This is a genomic window from Bradyrhizobium sp. SEMIA (assembly GCF_014844175.1).
Lineage (GTDB): Bacteria > Pseudomonadota > Alphaproteobacteria > Rhizobiales > Xanthobacteraceae > Bradyrhizobium > Bradyrhizobium arachidis.
Genome location: NZ_CP046601.1, coordinates 2797430 through 2813312, shown reverse-complemented (window position 1 = coordinate 2813312; position 15883 = coordinate 2797430). Strand labels below are relative to the sequence as shown.

The window sequence follows — 15883 nt, the reverse complement described above, 5'->3', positions numbered from 1 at the left end:
GCGTCGAAGTTGCGCGCACAGCTCGATTGCATCAGGGCGGGCGGGTGGCCGGATTTGGTGGCCCAGCAGCCATCATCGGCGCCGGCCCGTTCGGCGTATCGACCGTCGCGCGTATGCGGGCGAGTATCCTCCATCCTGAGCGTTTTGTTTCCAGTTTCGCCGATTCCGACCGCGCACCACACTGTGCAACAGTCCTGTAAAGAGGCAGCGCAGCGGAAGATTGTATGACGGATGAAGATTGTTAATCGAATGTACTGCAGGTCTGGTGCGCGTTCTGAACCATGTTAGACCGCCCTGACCGAACGGATTTCCTCCGTGGAGGTGGCCTCAAGTGAAGCAGCTGTTGAAACATAGCCTGTTTTATGGAGCTAAGGGTCTCGGACTTCTCCCGGTTTGTCGCAGATTTTTCGCTGGCAGAGCGGTCGGATGAAATACGACGACGTCGTATTGACGAACGTGTTGTTGGGGCCGTTGGGCTCAAGCTTGACCTGATAGTCGATGGCGATTGGGGTGCCGGCCGCAATACGCGCGTCGCCTTCAATTTCGGAGCGATCAGGATAAGAGCTGTCGTACCAGGCACGATCGCCCGAGTGGACTTCGAAGCGCAGTGTGTTGGAGTCAGGATTGCTCAGGCTATAGCTGTTGCCAGCCGTCTGGACTTCGTAGCCGTCGCCACCGATGTCAAAGCGATTTTTCGGTGTAGACGAAAACGACGTAATCGTGCCGGTAGTATCCAAAATTCAGGCTCCATCGCGTTGCAGAGATGATTCTCTTTGACGTTGACAAGGGAATTCGCTGCCGCACGCCGTGATGGCCCGCGACCTATTGCATGCTCGCAGTGCTGCGCACCGCGAACACCTTCACGTGCCGCGCCTCGCGAAGGCGCGAGACACAGCGCACGCCCGCAGCGCGAAGCGCCGCGAACTGATTTCAAAGCAGTGGGAATTTCGAGGTGCCCCCCCAACTGCTGGGCCAGTCGGTTAATTAGGAAGTGTGGCGAAAAAAATAGGCGAGCATGGCGATAATTTGCATTATCGTAGTCCTATAGACGTCACGCCGTAGGTGGAATGATGCTCCGTGGTCGGAGCGGTATGGCCGCGAATGTGCGTTATCCATCCACGCCGCCGCCGCCAGCAGCGTGCCCAGCGCCACCGCGCCTGACACCGGGTTCACCAACCGCTAATACTCTGCGCCGCGAAGATGTAGGCGTTGGCGCCGGTCGGCATCGCCGCGAACAGCACGATGACGCCGGCAGCATTCGGCGGCAGGCCCAGCAGTTTTGCCAGCACGAATGCGGCCGCCGGCATCGCCACCAGCTTGAGCGCGCACATCACCAAAATGCTGAGCTTCTCGCCCTTCACCTCGAAGCGGAACAGGTGATGCCGAGCGCGATCAAGGCGGCCGGCGATCCCGCCTGCGCGAGCAGCTCGATCGTCCTGTCGACGACGGAATTGCGGTGACACTGGACCAAACTTTCGACGCGGGGAGGGCCCTATCCGCAATGCTGCTCAAGGCCAATTTTGTGCGCTGTCACCGTAGCTCCCTAGGTCGCAATGCGATATCGGTAGCGAGCCAAGGGCGTTCATGGAAAAGCAAGCCAGGCGGAAAAGATCGTGAGTTTCTTCGAGCGTCTCAAGACAGAAGCATCCGTTGAGTGGCGGGCCTACACCGAACATCCCTTCACGAACGGATTGGCAGACGGCTCGCTCCCCGAAGCGGCGTTTCGTCACTACCTCGTTCAGGACTACCTGTTCCTCATCGAGTTTGCTCGCGCGTACGCGCTCGCGGTCTACAAATCGCCCAGGCTTGCCGACATGCGCGAGGCCGCGGCCGGCCTTTCGGCCATCCTCGATGTCGAGATGAACCTGCACGTGAAGCTCTGTGCCGGCTGGGGTCTATCCCCGTCCGATCTTGAACAGGCTCCTCCGGCCGCAGAGATGCTGGCCTATACACGCTACGTGCTCGACGCTGGAATGCGCGGCGACCTGCTGGCACTCAAGGTGGCGCTTGCCCCCTGCGTGATCGGGTACGCGGAGATCGCAACGCGGCTCGCCTCGCGACCCCAAGCGGACGCTGCGACGAACCCCTATCGCGCCTGGATCGCCGAATACGCCGGCGTGCCGTACCAGGAGGTCGCTGCCAGAGCGCGGGCGCACATGGAGCAACTCGCCGAACTCTATGCCACGCCGGCCCGCGAGGCAGAGCTGATCGCGATCTTCAAGGAGGCCACCAGGCTCGAGGCAGATTTTTGGGAGATGGCCTGGCGCGCGGGCTCGCGGGTCGAATAGCGGTTTCGGCAATCGTCGGGGGTCCCTATCTCACCCCCGCCACCACGATCACCACCACCGGCAACGTCATCGCCGCCAGCAGCGTCCCCAGCGCCACCGCGCCGGACACCGGATTCACCAGCCGCTGATACTGAACCGCGAAGATATACGCGTTCGCGCCGGTCGCATCGCCGCGAACAACACGACGACGCCTGTCACGACCGGTGGCAGGCCGAGCAGTGTCGCCAGCGCGTACGCGACCGCCGGCATCGCCAGCAGTTTGAGCGCGCTCATCACGACGACGCTTGTCATCTCGCCTTTCACCTCGAACCGAAACAGGTTGATGCCGAGCGCGATCAAGGCGGCCGGCGATCCCGCCTGCGCGAGCAGCTCGATCGTCCTGTCGACGACGGGATTGAGGCCGAGGCCGGTGAAGCGCCACACCACGCCGAAGCCGATCGCCAGCATCAAGGGGTTGCGGGAGAGATCGGTGAGCACGGGGCGGATCACCGAGAGGGCAGAGCCGGTGCGCTTGCGGCTGACGAGCTCCATCTGCAGGATGCCGCAGAGCCAGAGCAGCGGCGTGTTCACCGACAGGATCAGCGCCATCGGCCCCGCCGCCTCGTTGCCGAGCGCCGAGAGCACCAGCGGAATGCCGAGCATCACGATGTTGCCGTAGACCGAGCCGATCGCGAACACGACACCGTCCTCGCGGTCCTCGCGCCGCGCGCGCAGCAGGGCCGAGAGGATCAGCGCCGCGATCCAGGTCAGCGCGAGCGCGCCGTAATAGGCGCCCCACATGCGCCACGGGCTGACGTCGGGGAATTCCGACACGACGATGGTGCGGAACAGCAGGGCGGGAATCGCGATGCTGAAGGCGAATTCGCTAATGCCCTTGTGCGCGGTCTCCGAGACGAAGCGGAACAGCACCGAGGCATAGCCCGCAGCGATCAGGGCGAACACCGGCGCGACGATCAATACGGTGGCCATGCGCCCCTCAACCTCACGGGGATATGGCCTCACCACCCCACGCACCCTCAATGGTGCCATCATGCCCCTGTTTTGCCCGACGAGTCAAATGGATTTCGTAAAATCCGCAGACGTGCGGAGATTCGCAAGCCGGCCCGGGGCCACGGCTACTGTGCATGGGGTTGTTTTCGAATCTTTTTAACGGACCCCACCCACCGCCGTCATCCCCCGCGAAAGCGGGGGATCCAGTACGCCGCGGCTTCTCGATTGAACCATCGCCGTCTCGGAGTACTGGGTCGCCCGGTCAGGCCGGGCGACGACAGCGTAAGAGATGGTGGGCTCCGTCAACCACGGCGCCTTCGCCACGGCCGCCGCTGTTGCCGAGACCGCACAGCGGCGCGTTTTCGCATCTGCCCTCGGTTGCCAACCAACCGCCGTTCACCCACTATTCCCTCCTGTTCGACATTTGGGGGGATCCATGCCGGTGTTTCGCTTCAGACAATCCGTGGCCGCCGCAGGCCTCGCGCTTGCGCTGGCCGTCCTGGTGCAGCCGGGCTCTGGCTTTGCCTACACGCCGGAGCAGCAGCAGGCCTGCACGCCGGATGCGATGCGGCTCTGCGGCGAGTTCGTTCCCAACGTCGACGCCATCACCGCCTGCATGATCCAGAGGAAGTCGCAGCTCTCGCCGCAATGCGCGGTGTTCTTCCGTCGCGGGCCGGAGCCAGGTGAGGCGGCCTCCCGGCGCGCCAGCAGGCCGACCAACATCGCGCCGAGAAGTGCTTCGACTACCTCGAAGAAGAAGCCGGCGGCGAAGGCGAGCAAGAAGAAGAAAACCGACGAGGGCTGAGCGCGGCCAGCGTTCCCGTTTTGAAACCTCGCGATGCCCGGGCGCCTGCCCGGGCATTTGCATTCCGTGCTCCGCTTGTGACCGATGTCACGCAAGCTTGTGTCACGCAAGCTTGCCGTTCCCGGGTCGGAACGACTCCGGCCCTCAGCCTCGCGACAGCTTCCGGACTCCTTTTGTTCGCGCGGGCCCCGCGCGGACTTGCGGGTATTACGGACGGGCGCGATGGAAAAGAGTCGGGAGAAGGTTTACGCGGGCAGGTTGCATTCGGTTTTTCCCGCCGCGCTGCTCAAAAAGCGCACAGACGCTTGGATGACAGGCGTTTCATTGCAGTGCGTGTCTCGTCGCTCGCAGCAGTGTGACTCAAAAGCCAACACCCACTGTTATTTCGTGGCGGCGACGCAACTCCTGATAAATTTTTCTTTCACGAATCAGCGTCGTGATTCATTTTCATAGCCTGGGGTCAATCTGGAGGCCGAAGGTATGAACGTTATTGTTTTTGCATCGCGTAAAGGCGGCTCGGGGAAGAGCACCCTGGCTGCACATCTCGCCGCGCAGATCAAGGCGACCAAGCCCATCCTGCTCGTCGATGCGGATCCGCAAGGCTCGCTCACGCTGTGGCACAAGCTGCGTGGCACCAACGAGCCGCCGATCAAGGCAGCGGTGAACTCCGTTAGCGGCATCGTCTCCGCTGCCAAGCGCGACGGCTATGAATGGGTGTTGATCGACACGCCGCCGAACCTCTCGGCCGTCGTCGATGACGCGATCAAGAATGCCACCATGGTCGTCATTCCCGCCCGTCCCGGCGTGTTCGACGTCAACGCGGTGCAGGAAACCATCCAGATGTGCCGAGCGGCGCGCAAGCCCTATGCGGTCGTGCTCAACGGTGCGCCGGCCAAGCGCGACGAGTCCGAAAGCCCGATCGTCACCATCGCCCGCGAGGCGCTGGCGAAATTCCGCGCTCCGGTGTGGGGCGGCCAGATCACCAACCGTTCGGATTTGCTGATGGCGCTGAGCCACGGCGAAGGCGCGCGCGAGTATCAGGCCGAGAGCCGCGCGGCGCAGGAGATCGCAAGGCTGTGGGCGGCGATCGAGCGTTCAGTGAAGGCTATTCGCGGCACGGCGTCGGCGTCCGGCGCAATGCACAAGCAGGCAGCATAATTTCACAATTCATTCCCCGGACGACAAACGCGCGGATGCCCGCGCGTTTTGCGTTTCCGGGCTTCACTCCTCATTCCGGGATGGCGCATCAGCGCCAGACCCGGAATCTCGAACTGAAGCTCACGCCACCATCAGCATGTAGAACACGATGACCGGTGACAGGGTCAGGATCACCGACCAGATGCCGACGGCCCAGAGAATGTCGCCGGTGGTAAAGTTCTGCTCTGCTGCGTCGTAATGCGACGCCGCCTCGTTATGACTATTCACAAACGCCCCCGCGATTTCTTCGCTTATGGGCGTGGACGATAGGCGGGATGCTTTAAGATTCCGTCCCGCAGGCTCCTGCGCTTTTCCAGCGCATTTGCCAGCACGGATTAACTATGCGAGTGCGGCGCGCCGCCGTCAGGCGAGCCAGATCCGGAACAGCAGCACCGGCATCAGGCCGAGCACGACAGCCCAGAACCCGAACGACGACACCACGAGAATTCCCTGCAAGAGATCGGCGGGCGCGAACTGGCTCGCGGCCGTAGGCCGGGTGCGATTCCCCATTGGATATTCCCCCTTTGGTAGACTTTGAGGGAAACGATAGGCGCCATTGCGTAAACGAGACGTGGATGCGCCTTGCGGCAGTAGCGAGGGGAGTTCGCGCACGGTTAACCACGGCAGCGCTCTCTCACTCCCTCTCCCCGCTCTTGCGGGGAGAGGGTGGGGTGAGGGGCTGGCTCGGCAAACACGAAAGAAGCGCTACGCCGCGACCTTCATCCGCCGCGCGATCTCGCGATCGATCGTGGCGGCGAGCTCGCTGCTCACCTCCACCATCGGCAGGCGCACTTCGGGGCTGTCGATCAGGCCGCTGCGCCACAGCCAGTACTTTGCCGGCGCAGGGCTCGGCTCGGCGAACAGCAGCCGCGTTAGCTCGGCGACCTCATTCCAGCGCGCCAGCGCAGCATCGTGGTTGCCGCGCTTGAGCTCGCTATAGATCGCAGCGAACGTCGCGGTTTCGACATGTGCCGACAACACGATGCCGCCGTCGGCACCGTCGGTGAGTGCCTCGAGATAGTTCGCGTCCTCGCCGGTCAGCACGCGAAAATCCTTGGGACGGTCGCGCAGCAGCGCAATCGATTGCTCGCGGCTCGCGCCGCAATCCTTGAGGCCGACGATGTTCTGATGCTCGGCGAGCCGTAGCATGGTCTGGTTGGTGATGTTGACCGCGCAGCGATAGGGAATGTTGTAGAGCGCGAGCGGCCAGGCGGCGTGATCGGCCAGCGCCTCGAAATGGGCGAGCAACCCGCGCTGCGAGGGCCGCACGTAATAGGGGCTCGCGATCAAATAGCCGTCGATCGGCCAGTCCGCGGTCTCGTCGAGGCGATCCTTCATTCGCGCCGTGTCTGCGCCCGACAGGCCGAGGCAGATCGGGATGTTGCGGCGGCCCGCCGCCATCTCCTCGCGCACGACGGCGACGAGGCGCTCGAGCTCGGCCTCGCGCAAGGTCATGCCTTCACCGGAGGTCGCCCCCAGGATGAAGCCGTCGATAGCCTGTCCGCAATAGTGCCGGGTCAGTCGCCGCAGCGAGGTCTCGTCGAGCTTGCCGCCCTGAAACGGCGTCACCAGCGGCAGCCACAGCCCGTGCAATTGATCGCGTAGTCCGGTCATGTTCCATCTCCTTCTCGGGAAAAAACCTGAGACGGAGGGCACATGAAAAAACCCCGTCCAGGTGGCGGGGTTTTCGGGATTTGTCGCGATGACGAAGTCAGCCTAGCGCGCGCAAGATTCCGAGGTCCCCGGATGGGGGCCTTTTTTCGAAACGATGGCGCACGACTTCGTGATCATGGGCAAATGATGCGGGGTACACCTGGAACTGTCAATACACGCGGAAGGCGAAAACGGAATCGCAAGAAAAAAAGCCGGACCCGAAGGGCCCGGCTTAGGTATTGGCCACGTGAGGCCGACACAATCACCTTCCAAGAGGGATTACTGAACTCCCGCGCCACTGGAGGAGGGGGACAAATGCGCAACGCGAAGGCTCAGCGTGCAAGCAGTATGGGCTTCTCCAGCGCCATGCAGCAACAGCCGAGGCCGCATGTCAGACATGCGGAAATCAGGACGGCCAACGCTGCGCCTTGCTCACCACGAAGTCGCGGAACACCTGCACGCGCGCGACCGTCTTCAACTCCTCGGGATAGACGAAATAGGTGTCGAGCTGGATCGAATCGGACTCGCCGAACAGTTGCACGAGGCGGCTCTGCTCCTCGACGAGATAATCCGGCAGCGCGGCGATGCCGAGGCCCTGCTGGCAGGCGCGCACCAGGCCAAGGATGTTGTTGACCTTGAAATAGGCCTCGCGCGGACCCGAGCCGTTGCGCGCAGCTTCGACCAGCCAGTTGCGGTTCTGAAGATGCGGCGCGAAGTTGCCGTCGGAGAGCGTGATGATGCGGTGGGAGTCGAGCTCCTCGAGCGTGCGCGGCGTGCCGAAGCGCTTGATGTATTCCGGCGAGCAATAGGCGTGGAAGCCCATCGCGAACAGCTTGCGCTGGATGAGATCGGGCTGCGTCGGCTTGCGGGTGCGGATCGCGACGTCCGCCTCGCGCATGGAAAGATCCAGCTCCTCGTCGGTGACGATCAGCGAGATCCGGATCTCCGGATAGAGTGCAGTGAACTCGCCGAGCCGCGGGATCAGCCAGTTGATGCCGACGCCGGGCGTGGTGGTGATCTTGAGGTCGCCGCTCGGCCGCTCCCGGCTGTCGGTCAGCTTGGCGCGCGCCGCCTGGAGCTGCATGAACACGTCATGCGCGGTGCGGAACAAGAGGTCGCCCTGCTCGGTGAGGATCAGGCCGCGGGCGTGGCGGTGGAACAGCGAGACCGAGAGCTCCTGCTCCAGCGCCGAGACCTGGCGTGACACCGCCGATTGCGACAGGCCGAGCTGCTCGCCTGCATGCGTGAAGCTGCCTGCTTCCGCCGCTGCGTGAAACACCTTCAGCTTGTCCCAGTCCATGTCTGTAAATCCGTCGCGTGTTCGAGGCATGATCGTTATTCCGCTGCAGCGCGCTCGCTGGCGCGCAGGGACAGGAATCGTTCGGCTTCGAGAGCTGCCATGCAGCCGAGGCCTGCGGCCGTGACCGCCTGGCGGTAGGTCTCGTCGGCGACGTCGCCGGCGGCGAACAGGCCGGGCACCGAGGTCGCGGTCGAGTTCGGGGCGACCTCGACATAGCCCGACGGTTTCAGCTTGACCTGGTCTTTCACGAGCTCGGTCGCCGGCGCATGGCCGATGGCGATGAAGATGCCGTCGGTCTTCACGTCCGTGAGCGCGCCGGTCTTGACGTTCTTGAGGCGCACATGGGTGACCTTGTTGGGGTTCTCGGTGCCGCAGATCTCGTCGACGGCGGAGTCCCAGATCACCTTGATCTTCGGGTGCTTGAACAGGCGCTCCTGCAGGATGCGCTCGGCGCGGAAGTGATCGCGGCGATGCACGATGGTGACCTGCGAGGCGTGGTTGGTGAGGTACAGGGCTTCCTCGACCGCGGTATTGCCGCCGCCGACCACCATGACGTCCTTGTTGCGGTAGAAAAAGCCGTCGCAGGTGGCGCAGGCCGAGACGCCGCCGCCCTGGAACTTTACCTCGGACGGCAGCCCGAGCCAGCGCGCCTGCGCGCCGGTGGCGAGAATCACGGTGTCGGCGAGATAGACATCGCCACTGTCGCAGGTGAGCCGGAACGGCCGCTGGTGGGTGTCGAGCTTGGTCACCAAGTCGGAGACGATCTTGGTGCCGACATGGACCGCCTGCTTCTCCATCTGTTCCATCAGCCAGGGGCCCTGGATCACGTCGGCGAAGCCCGGATAGTTCTCGACGTCGGTGGTGATGGTGAGCTGGCCGCCCGGCTGGATGCCCTGGATCAGGATCGGCTCGAGCATCGCCCGCGCGGCGTAGATCGCCGCGGTGTAGCCGGCGGGGCCGGAGCCAATGATGACGACCTTTGCATGAACAGGAGCGGACATTTCGATGGACGCCTTTCACGGGGGATTTGCAGCGCGGGCGCGGAACGTGCCGGGAGGCCTCGCGGAGGCGCTGAAATATCAGAGCTAATCTAAGCCTTCTGGTGAGCCATGCAAGAATTGCATTCCCTGTCAGCGGATTTTTCCAACACGGAACAAAAGTCGATTGCGCTGCACGCGCAATAAAATTGCGCTGGCCGCGCGGACTGGGTATGAGGATTGCGACAAACCACCCAATACCGCCGCAAAGGCCAGGAGTTCCAATCACGTGTCGCGGAACCTAGACGAGATCGACCTGAAAATTCTGACCGAGATCCAGGCCGACGGTCGAATCACGAATGTCGAGCTGGCCAAGCGGGTCGGCATCTCGCCGCCGCCGTGCCTGCGCCGGGTCCGGACGCTGGAGGAGGAGGGCTATATCCACGGCTATCGCGGCCTCCTCGACGCCCGCAAGCTCGGCTTCGACGTCACCGTGTTCGCCGCCGTGCACCTCTCCAGCCAGGCCGAGGCTGATTTGCGCGCCTTCGAGGACTTCGTCCGCGCCGAGCCCCTGGTGCGTGAATGCTGGATGCTGTCGGGCGAGGTCGATTTCATCCTGAAATGCGTCGCCCCTGACATGGCGACGTTCCAGGATTTCGTGACGCACCTGACGGCGGCCCCGCACGTGCGCAATGTGCGCACGTCCCTGGTGCTGCACAATTCGAAATACGAGGCGGCGGTGCCGCTGGACGTGAAAGGACGGAGGTAGGGCGCGAGCCTGTTCGATCCGTCATCCTGAGGTGCGAGTGATGGGGCGCAGGGCGCCCCATCGGGAGCCTCGAAGGATGCACGGCCCGCATGCAGCAGCGCGCGGCAACAGTTGGGCCGTCGCCCTTCGAGGCTCGCCGAAGAGGCGAGCACCTCAGGGTGACGGTGAAAGAGTTGGGCGCGCGGCTCTCCACACCGTCGTTACGAGCGCAGCGAAGCAATCCAGAATCGTTTCGCGGAGGCAGTCTGGATTGCTTCGTCGCTTCGCTCTTCGCAATGACGCGTGGAGAGAGCGCGGGCTCTCTCACGCAAGCACCGCGTCGAAACAAAAAGGCCGCGCAACGCGCGGCCTTTCGAACATCAGCGCAGCGGCAAATCCCTACCGCCACTCCACCTTGGTGATCTCATAGGCCTTGGCGCCGCCGGGCGTATTCACCTCCACGGAGGCGCCCTTCTTCTTGCCGATCAGCGCGCGGGCGAGCGGGGAGGTGATGGAGATGCGGCCCTTCTTGGCGTCGGCCTCGACCTCGCCGACGATCTGCCACACCGTCTTCTTTTCGGTGTCCTCATCGACCAGCGTCACGGTGGCGCCGAACTTGATGGTGTCGCCGGAGAGCTTCGAGATGTCGATGATGTCGGCGCGCGCGAGCTTGTCCTCGAGCTCGGCGATGCGGCCCTCGTTGTGCGACTGCTCTTCCTTCGCGGCATGATATTCCGCGTTCTCCGACAGGTCTCCGTGCGAGCGCGCCTCGGCGATATGCTCGATGATCCGCGGACGGTCCACGGACTGGCGCTGCTTCAATTCTTCCCCGAGCGCGACAAAGCCGGCCTGGGTCATCGGAACCTTTTCCATCTCTTCTCTCGTCCTTCGGCCCCGCGCCCCCGCAACAACAGAAGGCGCGGCAACCTTGATTCGTCACTATGTCCGGGGCTGAGCACGCGGCCACCGGTGGGTTATGTGGGTCTGGCGCCGGAACAGAACAACCATATGGCCGGACAGTTCCTCCGGCCATTGTGGCTTCATTGCCAATCACTTAGCGGAAAGGCCAGCTTTCCGCGCCCGCGATCAGGTTTCCGAAAAGTAGCTCTGCAGGGTACGAACCTCAAGGTCCCCGCCCAGATAGGCGCGGATGCCCTGCGCGGCCGCCACGGCCCCGGAAAGAGTGGTGTAATACGGCACTTTATGCAAGAGGGCCGCGCGCCGCAGCGAACGGCTGTCGGCCAGCGCCTGCGGGCCTTCGGTGGTGTTGAAGACGAGCTGGACATCGCCATTGGTGATGGCGTCGACGATGTGCGGCCGCCCCTCCAGCACCTTGTTCACCTTCTCGGCCGGGATGCCCTCGTCGGTGAGGAAGCGCGCCGTGCCCGACGTCGCCAGCACCTTGAAGCCGAGCGAATGCAGTTCGCGCACGGCCTCCGCGATGCGCGTCTTGTCGCTCTCGCGCACCGAGACGAACACCGTGCCCTTGCGCGGCACCCGCGTGCCGCCGCCGAGCTGGCTCTTGGCAAAGGCGACCTCGAAATTGCGGTCGATGCCCATGACCTCGCCGGTCGAGCGCATCTCCGGGCCCAGCACGGTGTCGACGCCGGGGAAGCGCGCGAACGGAAACACCGATTCCTTGACGCCGACGTGCTTGAACTCGCCCTTCTTCAATTTGAAGTCGGCCAGCTTCTCGCCGGCCATGATGCGCGCGGCGATCTTCGCGACCGGCGTGCCGACCACCTTGGCGACGAAGGGCACCGTGCGTGAGGCGCGCGGGTTGACCTCGAGCACGTAAATCTCGCCGTCCTTGATGGCGTATTGCACGTTCATCAGGCCGACGACGTCGAGGCCGAGCGCAAGCTCGCGGGTCTGCCGCTCCAGCTCGTCGATCATCTCCTCGTCGAGCGAGTGCGGCGGCAGCGAGCAGGCGCTGTCGCCGGAATGGATGCCGGCCTCCTCGATGTGCTCCATGATGCCGACGATGAAGACGTCCTTGCCGTCGCAGAGGCAGTCGACGTCGACCTCGGTGGCGTCGGACAAGTAACGGTCAAACAGCAGCGGGTTCTTGCCGAGCACGGTGTTGATCTGCCCGGTCTTGTCGTTCGGATAGCGCGCCTTGACGTCGGCCGGCACCAGTTCCGGCAGCGTGCCGAGCAGATAGTCGTTGAGCTGGTTCTCCTCGCGGATGATCTGCATGGCGCGGCCGCCGAGCACGTAGGACGGGCGCACCACCAGCGGCAGGCCGAGATCGGCGGAGACGAGGCGGGCCTGCTCGACCGAATAGGCGATGCCGTTCTTCGGCTGCTTCAGCCGCAGCTTGTCGAGCACGCGCTTGAAGCGGTCGCGGTCTTCGGCGAGATCGATCGCGTCGGGCGAGGTGCCGAGGATCGGCACTTCGGCGGCTTCCAGCGCGCGCGCAAGCTTCAGCGGCGTCTGGCCGCCGAACTGCACGATCACGCCGTGCAGCGTGCCGTTGCTGCGCTCCTTCGCGATGATCTCCAGCACGTCCTCGGCGGTGAGCGGCTCGAAATAAAGACGGTCGGCGGTGTCGTAGTCCGTCGATACCGTCTCCGGGTTGCAGTTGACCATGATGGATTCGTAGCCGGCGTCATGCAGCGCGAAGCAGGCGTGACAGCAGCAATAGTCGAACTCGATGCCCTGGCCGATGCGGTTGGGGCCGCCGCCGAGGATGATGACCTTCTTCTTGTCGGACGGGGTGCTCTCGTCCGCTGGCGCGCCGGCAAACAGCGCCTCATAGGTCGAGTACATGTAGGCGGTGGGCGAAGCGAATTCGGCGGCGCAGGTGTCGATGCGCTTGTAGACGGGGCGGACGCCAAGCGCGTGGCGCTTCGCCGTCACCTCGGCTTCCGTCATCTGGGCGAGCACCGCGAGCCGCGCGTCGGAGAAACCCATGGCCTTGAGCGTGCGCATGCCGAAGGCGTTGCCTGGCAGGCCGCTCTTCCGGACCTTCTCCTCCATGTCGACGATGCCGCGCATCTCGCCGAGGAACCACGGGTCGATCTTGCAGGACTTGAAGATCTCCTCATTTGTCCAGCCGAGCCGCATCGCCTGGGCGACCTGAAGCAGCCGGTTCGGCGTCGGCGTGCCGAGCGCGGCGCGGATCGCGTTCTTGTCGTCGTCGCGGCCCAAACCTTCGATCTCGATCTCGTCGAGGCCGGTCAATCCGGTCTCGAGCCCGCGCAAGGCCTTCTGCAGGCTTTCCTGGAAGGTGCGGCCGATCGCCATGACTTCGCCGACCGACTTCATCGACGTGGTCAGCGTGGTAGAGGCGCCGGGGAATTTCTCGAAGGCGAAACGCGGCACCTTGGTGACGACGTAGTCGATGGTCGGCTCGAACGAGGCGGGCGTCGCGCCGCCGGTGATGTCGTTGGCGATCTCGTCGAGCGTGTAGCCGATCGCGAGTTTTGCTGCGACCTTGGCAATCGGAAAGCCGGTGGCCTTCGAGGCCAGCGCCGACGAGCGCGACACGCGCGGGTTCATCTCGATGACGACCATGCGGCCGTCCTCGGGGTTGACGCCGAACTGCACGTTGGAGCCGCCAGTCTCGACGCCGATTTCGCGCAGCACCGCCAGCGAGGCGTCGCGCATGATCTGGTATTCCTTGTCGGTCAGCGTCAGTGCCGGCGCGACCGTGATGGAATCGCCGGTGTGCACGCCCATCGGATCGAGGTTCTCGATCGAGCAGACGATGATGCAATTGTCTTTCTTGTCGCGCACCACCTCCATCTCGTACTCTTTCCAGCCGAGCACGGATTCTTCGATCAGCACTTCGTTGGTCGGAGACGCGTCGAGGCCGCGCTCGATGATGTCGAGGAATTCTTCCTTGTTGTAGGCAATGCCGCCGCCGGTGCCGCCCATGGTGAAGGAGGGGCGGATGATCGCGGGCAGGCCGATCTCGGACAGCGCCATCATCGCCTGTCCCAGCGCATATTCCTGATAGCGCTTGCGGCGGTCGCTTTCGCCGAGGGTCCATTGCCGGTCGAGCTCTTCGAGCGCTGCCCCCGACAGCTTCTCGCGTTCGGCGTGGTACTTGTCGCGGAACGACTTCTTCAGCTCGGAGGCGTTGGCGAGACGCGACTTCGGCGTCTCGAGCCCGATCTTGGTCATGGCCTCGCGGAAAAGCTGGCGGTCCTCGGCCTTGTCGATCGCATCCGCGGTGGCGCCAATCATCTCGACGTCGAACTTCTCCAGCGTGCCCTGCCGGCGCAGCGATAGCGCGCAGTTCAGCGCGGTCTGGCCGCCCATGGTCGGCAGCAGCGCGAAGCCGCCGGGAATGACGTGGCGTTCCTTCTCGATGATCTTGGCGACGATCTCGGGCGTGATCGGCTCGATATAGGTCGCATCGGCCAATTCCGGGTCGGTCATGATGGTGGCCGGGTTGGAATTGACGAGGACGATGCGATAGCCCTCTTCCTTCAGCGTCTTCACCGCCTGCGTGCCCGAATAGTCGAACTCGCAGGCCTGGCCGATCACGATGGGACCGGCGCCGATGATCAGGATGGTGGTGATGTCTGTACGTTTGGGCATCAACTCTCGCCGGACTGGAATTTAGGCACAAAAAAAGGGCGCGCTTGCCGCGCGTCCCCTTGTGCGAGAGCGCGGGGTCTTCCCTCGCGCGCGGGTGGGTCTTAGACCAGTTTTCGGGGCGGCGAAACCCCGAAAAACGCCCATCAACCGGCAATTTTGACGGGTTTTGGTCGTGCCTGCCAGCCACGAGCGAGGTGCACCAGAAGCGAGGCCGCAACGCTCGATCCGCCGATCCAACCGAGGTCGGTTGCCGACAGGGTGGCCAGCACCGCGCCGCCGAGCACTCCGCCGATGGCGAAGCCGAGATACATCGCGGAGGCATTGAGCGAGAGCGCGATCATCGAGGCCTGCGGCTCGATCCGGATGATGCTGGCGATCTGGGCCGGATAGAACGCCCACCCCGAGAGGCCCCAGAGGAAGATCGCGCCCAGCACCGCGTAATGCGCCTGGCCGGGCATCAGCTTCAGGACCAGCGAATGCAGGATCAGCGCGCCCGCCATGCCGGCGAGGCCAAGGGCTGCGGTCGCGAGCGTGCCGAGCCGGTCGGCGAGGATGCCGCCGAGCATGTTCCCGATCGCGGCGGCGCCGCCGAACACCAGTAGCGCGAGGCTGATCTGCGAGGCATCGAAGCCGAGGCCATGCAGCGGGACCGCGAAATAGGTGAACACGGTGAAGCCGCCGAGCGCCCAGAGAATGGTGATCAGCAGCGCGATCACGACATTGCTGTGACGCGCGACCGCGAGCCGTTCGCCGAGCGAAGCCGTGTTGCGCGGCAGGCCGCGGGGCAGGCCGAGCAGGAGGCCTGCAAGCGCAACAGCGCCGATCAGGGCAACCATCGCAAAGGTCGCGCGCCAGCCGAGCAGGCTGCCGACGAGGTTGCCGAGAGGAACGCCGATCACGGTCGCGACCGTGAGGCCCGAGGTGACCAGCGCTACCGCGCGGCCGCGCCTTTCGGGGGAGGCGACGGCCACCGACACCGCGAGCGCCGTCGGCATGCATAGGCCCGAACCCAGCGCCATCAGCATCCGCGAGGCCAGCAGCAGGGCATAGTTGCTCGCCACCATGGCCGCGAGATTGCCAGCGATGAAGGTCGTCAGCGCCAGCGCCAGCACCGTGCGGCGGTCGATATTGTTCAGTGCCACGGCCAGGATGGGCGATCCCACGGCATAGGTGAGGGCATAGGCGGTCACCAGTTGGCCGGCCGCTGAGACGGATATTGAGAGATCATTGGCGATCGCTGGCAAAAGACCAGCAATCACAAAGCCTTCGGTGCCGATCGCGAAGGCCCCGAGGGCCAGCCAGAATACGCTCATGTGAAGACAATCCCTATGTTCAATGTTTATTGAACTATCGAACGCAACGGTTTCAGTGTCA

At 64.0% G+C, this 15883-nt stretch carries 15 protein-coding genes; 4 read left to right on the top strand and 11 right to left on the bottom strand.

The features are described 5' to 3' along the window. Nucleotides 1–368: 368 nt before the first annotated feature. Nucleotides 369–737, bottom strand: a complete 369-nt coding sequence (locus FOM02_RS13720; RefSeq protein WP_265441832.1) for a hypothetical protein — start codon at nucleotides 735–737, stop codon at nucleotides 369–371. A gap of 432 nt (nucleotides 738–1169) precedes the next feature. Continuing rightward, entirely contained in the window at nucleotides 1170–1463 is a 294-nt protein-coding gene (locus FOM02_RS13715) for an AEC family transporter (RefSeq protein WP_231164131.1), read from the bottom strand. Between the two features lie 150 nt (nucleotides 1464–1613). Here FOM02_RS13715 and tenA point away from each other — a divergent pair, with 150 nt between their 5' ends. After that, nucleotides 1614–2288, top strand: a complete 675-nt coding sequence (gene tenA / locus FOM02_RS13710; RefSeq protein WP_027563732.1) for a thiaminase II — start codon at nucleotides 1614–1616, stop codon at nucleotides 2286–2288. A gap of 114 nt (nucleotides 2289–2402) precedes the next feature. Here the strand turns inward: tenA and FOM02_RS13705 are convergent, their stop codons facing one another. Continuing rightward, a complete protein-coding gene (locus FOM02_RS13705; RefSeq protein ID WP_265441831.1) occupies nucleotides 2403–3257 on the bottom strand; it encodes an AEC family transporter in 855 nt (284 codons plus the stop codon). Nucleotides 3258–3714: 457 nt separating this feature from the next. On the opposite strand from FOM02_RS13705, the gene FOM02_RS13700 reads away from it, so the two are divergent. Then, nucleotides 3715–4083 (top strand): hypothetical protein, encoded by a 369-nt coding sequence (locus FOM02_RS13700; protein ID WP_027563734.1) that lies wholly within the window; start codon nucleotides 3715–3717, stop codon nucleotides 4081–4083. 480 nt (nucleotides 4084–4563) lie between these two features. After that, nucleotides 4564–5241, top strand: a complete 678-nt coding sequence (locus FOM02_RS13695; RefSeq protein WP_027563735.1) for a ParA family protein — start codon at nucleotides 4564–4566, stop codon at nucleotides 5239–5241. A 120-nt stretch (nucleotides 5242–5361) separates the two neighbouring features. Here the strand turns inward: FOM02_RS13695 and FOM02_RS13690 are convergent, their stop codons facing one another. From FOM02_RS13690 to trxB, 5 genes are all read right to left on the bottom strand, one after another. Next, a complete protein-coding gene (locus tag FOM02_RS13690) occupies nucleotides 5362–5508 on the bottom strand; it encodes a hypothetical protein (protein ID WP_167336554.1) in 147 nt (48 codons plus the stop codon). Nucleotides 5509–5643: 135 nt separating this feature from the next. Beyond that, entirely contained in the window at nucleotides 5644–5790 is a 147-nt protein-coding gene (locus FOM02_RS13685; protein WP_167336555.1) for a hypothetical protein, read from the bottom strand. Nucleotides 5791–5985: 195 nt separating this feature from the next. Continuing rightward, nucleotides 5986–6894, bottom strand: coding sequence for a 4-hydroxy-tetrahydrodipicolinate synthase family protein (locus FOM02_RS13680; RefSeq protein WP_027563736.1), 909 nt, complete (start codon nucleotides 6892–6894; stop codon nucleotides 5986–5988). A gap of 445 nt (nucleotides 6895–7339) precedes the next feature. Then, nucleotides 7340–8263: a LysR family transcriptional regulator gene (locus FOM02_RS13675; protein WP_027563737.1), complete on the bottom strand. Its 924-nt coding sequence runs from the start codon at nucleotides 8261–8263 to the stop codon at nucleotides 7340–7342. Between the two features lie 5 nt (nucleotides 8264–8268). Beyond that, nucleotides 8269–9234, bottom strand: coding sequence for a thioredoxin-disulfide reductase (gene trxB / locus FOM02_RS13670; protein WP_027563738.1), 966 nt, complete (start codon nucleotides 9232–9234; stop codon nucleotides 8269–8271). 265 nt (nucleotides 9235–9499) lie between these two features. Between trxB and FOM02_RS13665 the strand changes: the two genes are divergently transcribed. Then, nucleotides 9500–9979: an Lrp/AsnC family transcriptional regulator gene (locus FOM02_RS13665; RefSeq protein ID WP_027563739.1), complete on the top strand. Its 480-nt coding sequence runs from the start codon at nucleotides 9500–9502 to the stop codon at nucleotides 9977–9979. Nucleotides 9980–10357: 378 nt separating this feature from the next. Here FOM02_RS13665 and greA read toward each other — a convergent pair whose 3' ends face one another. The 3 genes from greA to FOM02_RS13650 all read right to left on the bottom strand — a co-directional run bounded on the left by greA (nucleotide 10358) and on the right by FOM02_RS13650 (nucleotide 15822). Further along, entirely contained in the window at nucleotides 10358–10831 is a 474-nt protein-coding gene (gene greA, locus FOM02_RS13660; RefSeq protein ID WP_027563740.1) for a transcription elongation factor GreA, read from the bottom strand. A 213-nt stretch (nucleotides 10832–11044) separates the two neighbouring features. Next, nucleotides 11045–14509, bottom strand: a complete 3465-nt coding sequence (carB, locus tag FOM02_RS13655; protein ID WP_027563741.1) for a carbamoyl-phosphate synthase large subunit — start codon at nucleotides 14507–14509, stop codon at nucleotides 11045–11047. 143 nt (nucleotides 14510–14652) lie between these two features. Next, nucleotides 14653–15822 (bottom strand): MFS transporter, encoded by a 1170-nt coding sequence (locus FOM02_RS13650; protein ID WP_265441830.1) that lies wholly within the window; start codon nucleotides 15820–15822, stop codon nucleotides 14653–14655. Nucleotides 15823–15883 lie beyond the last annotated feature (61 nt).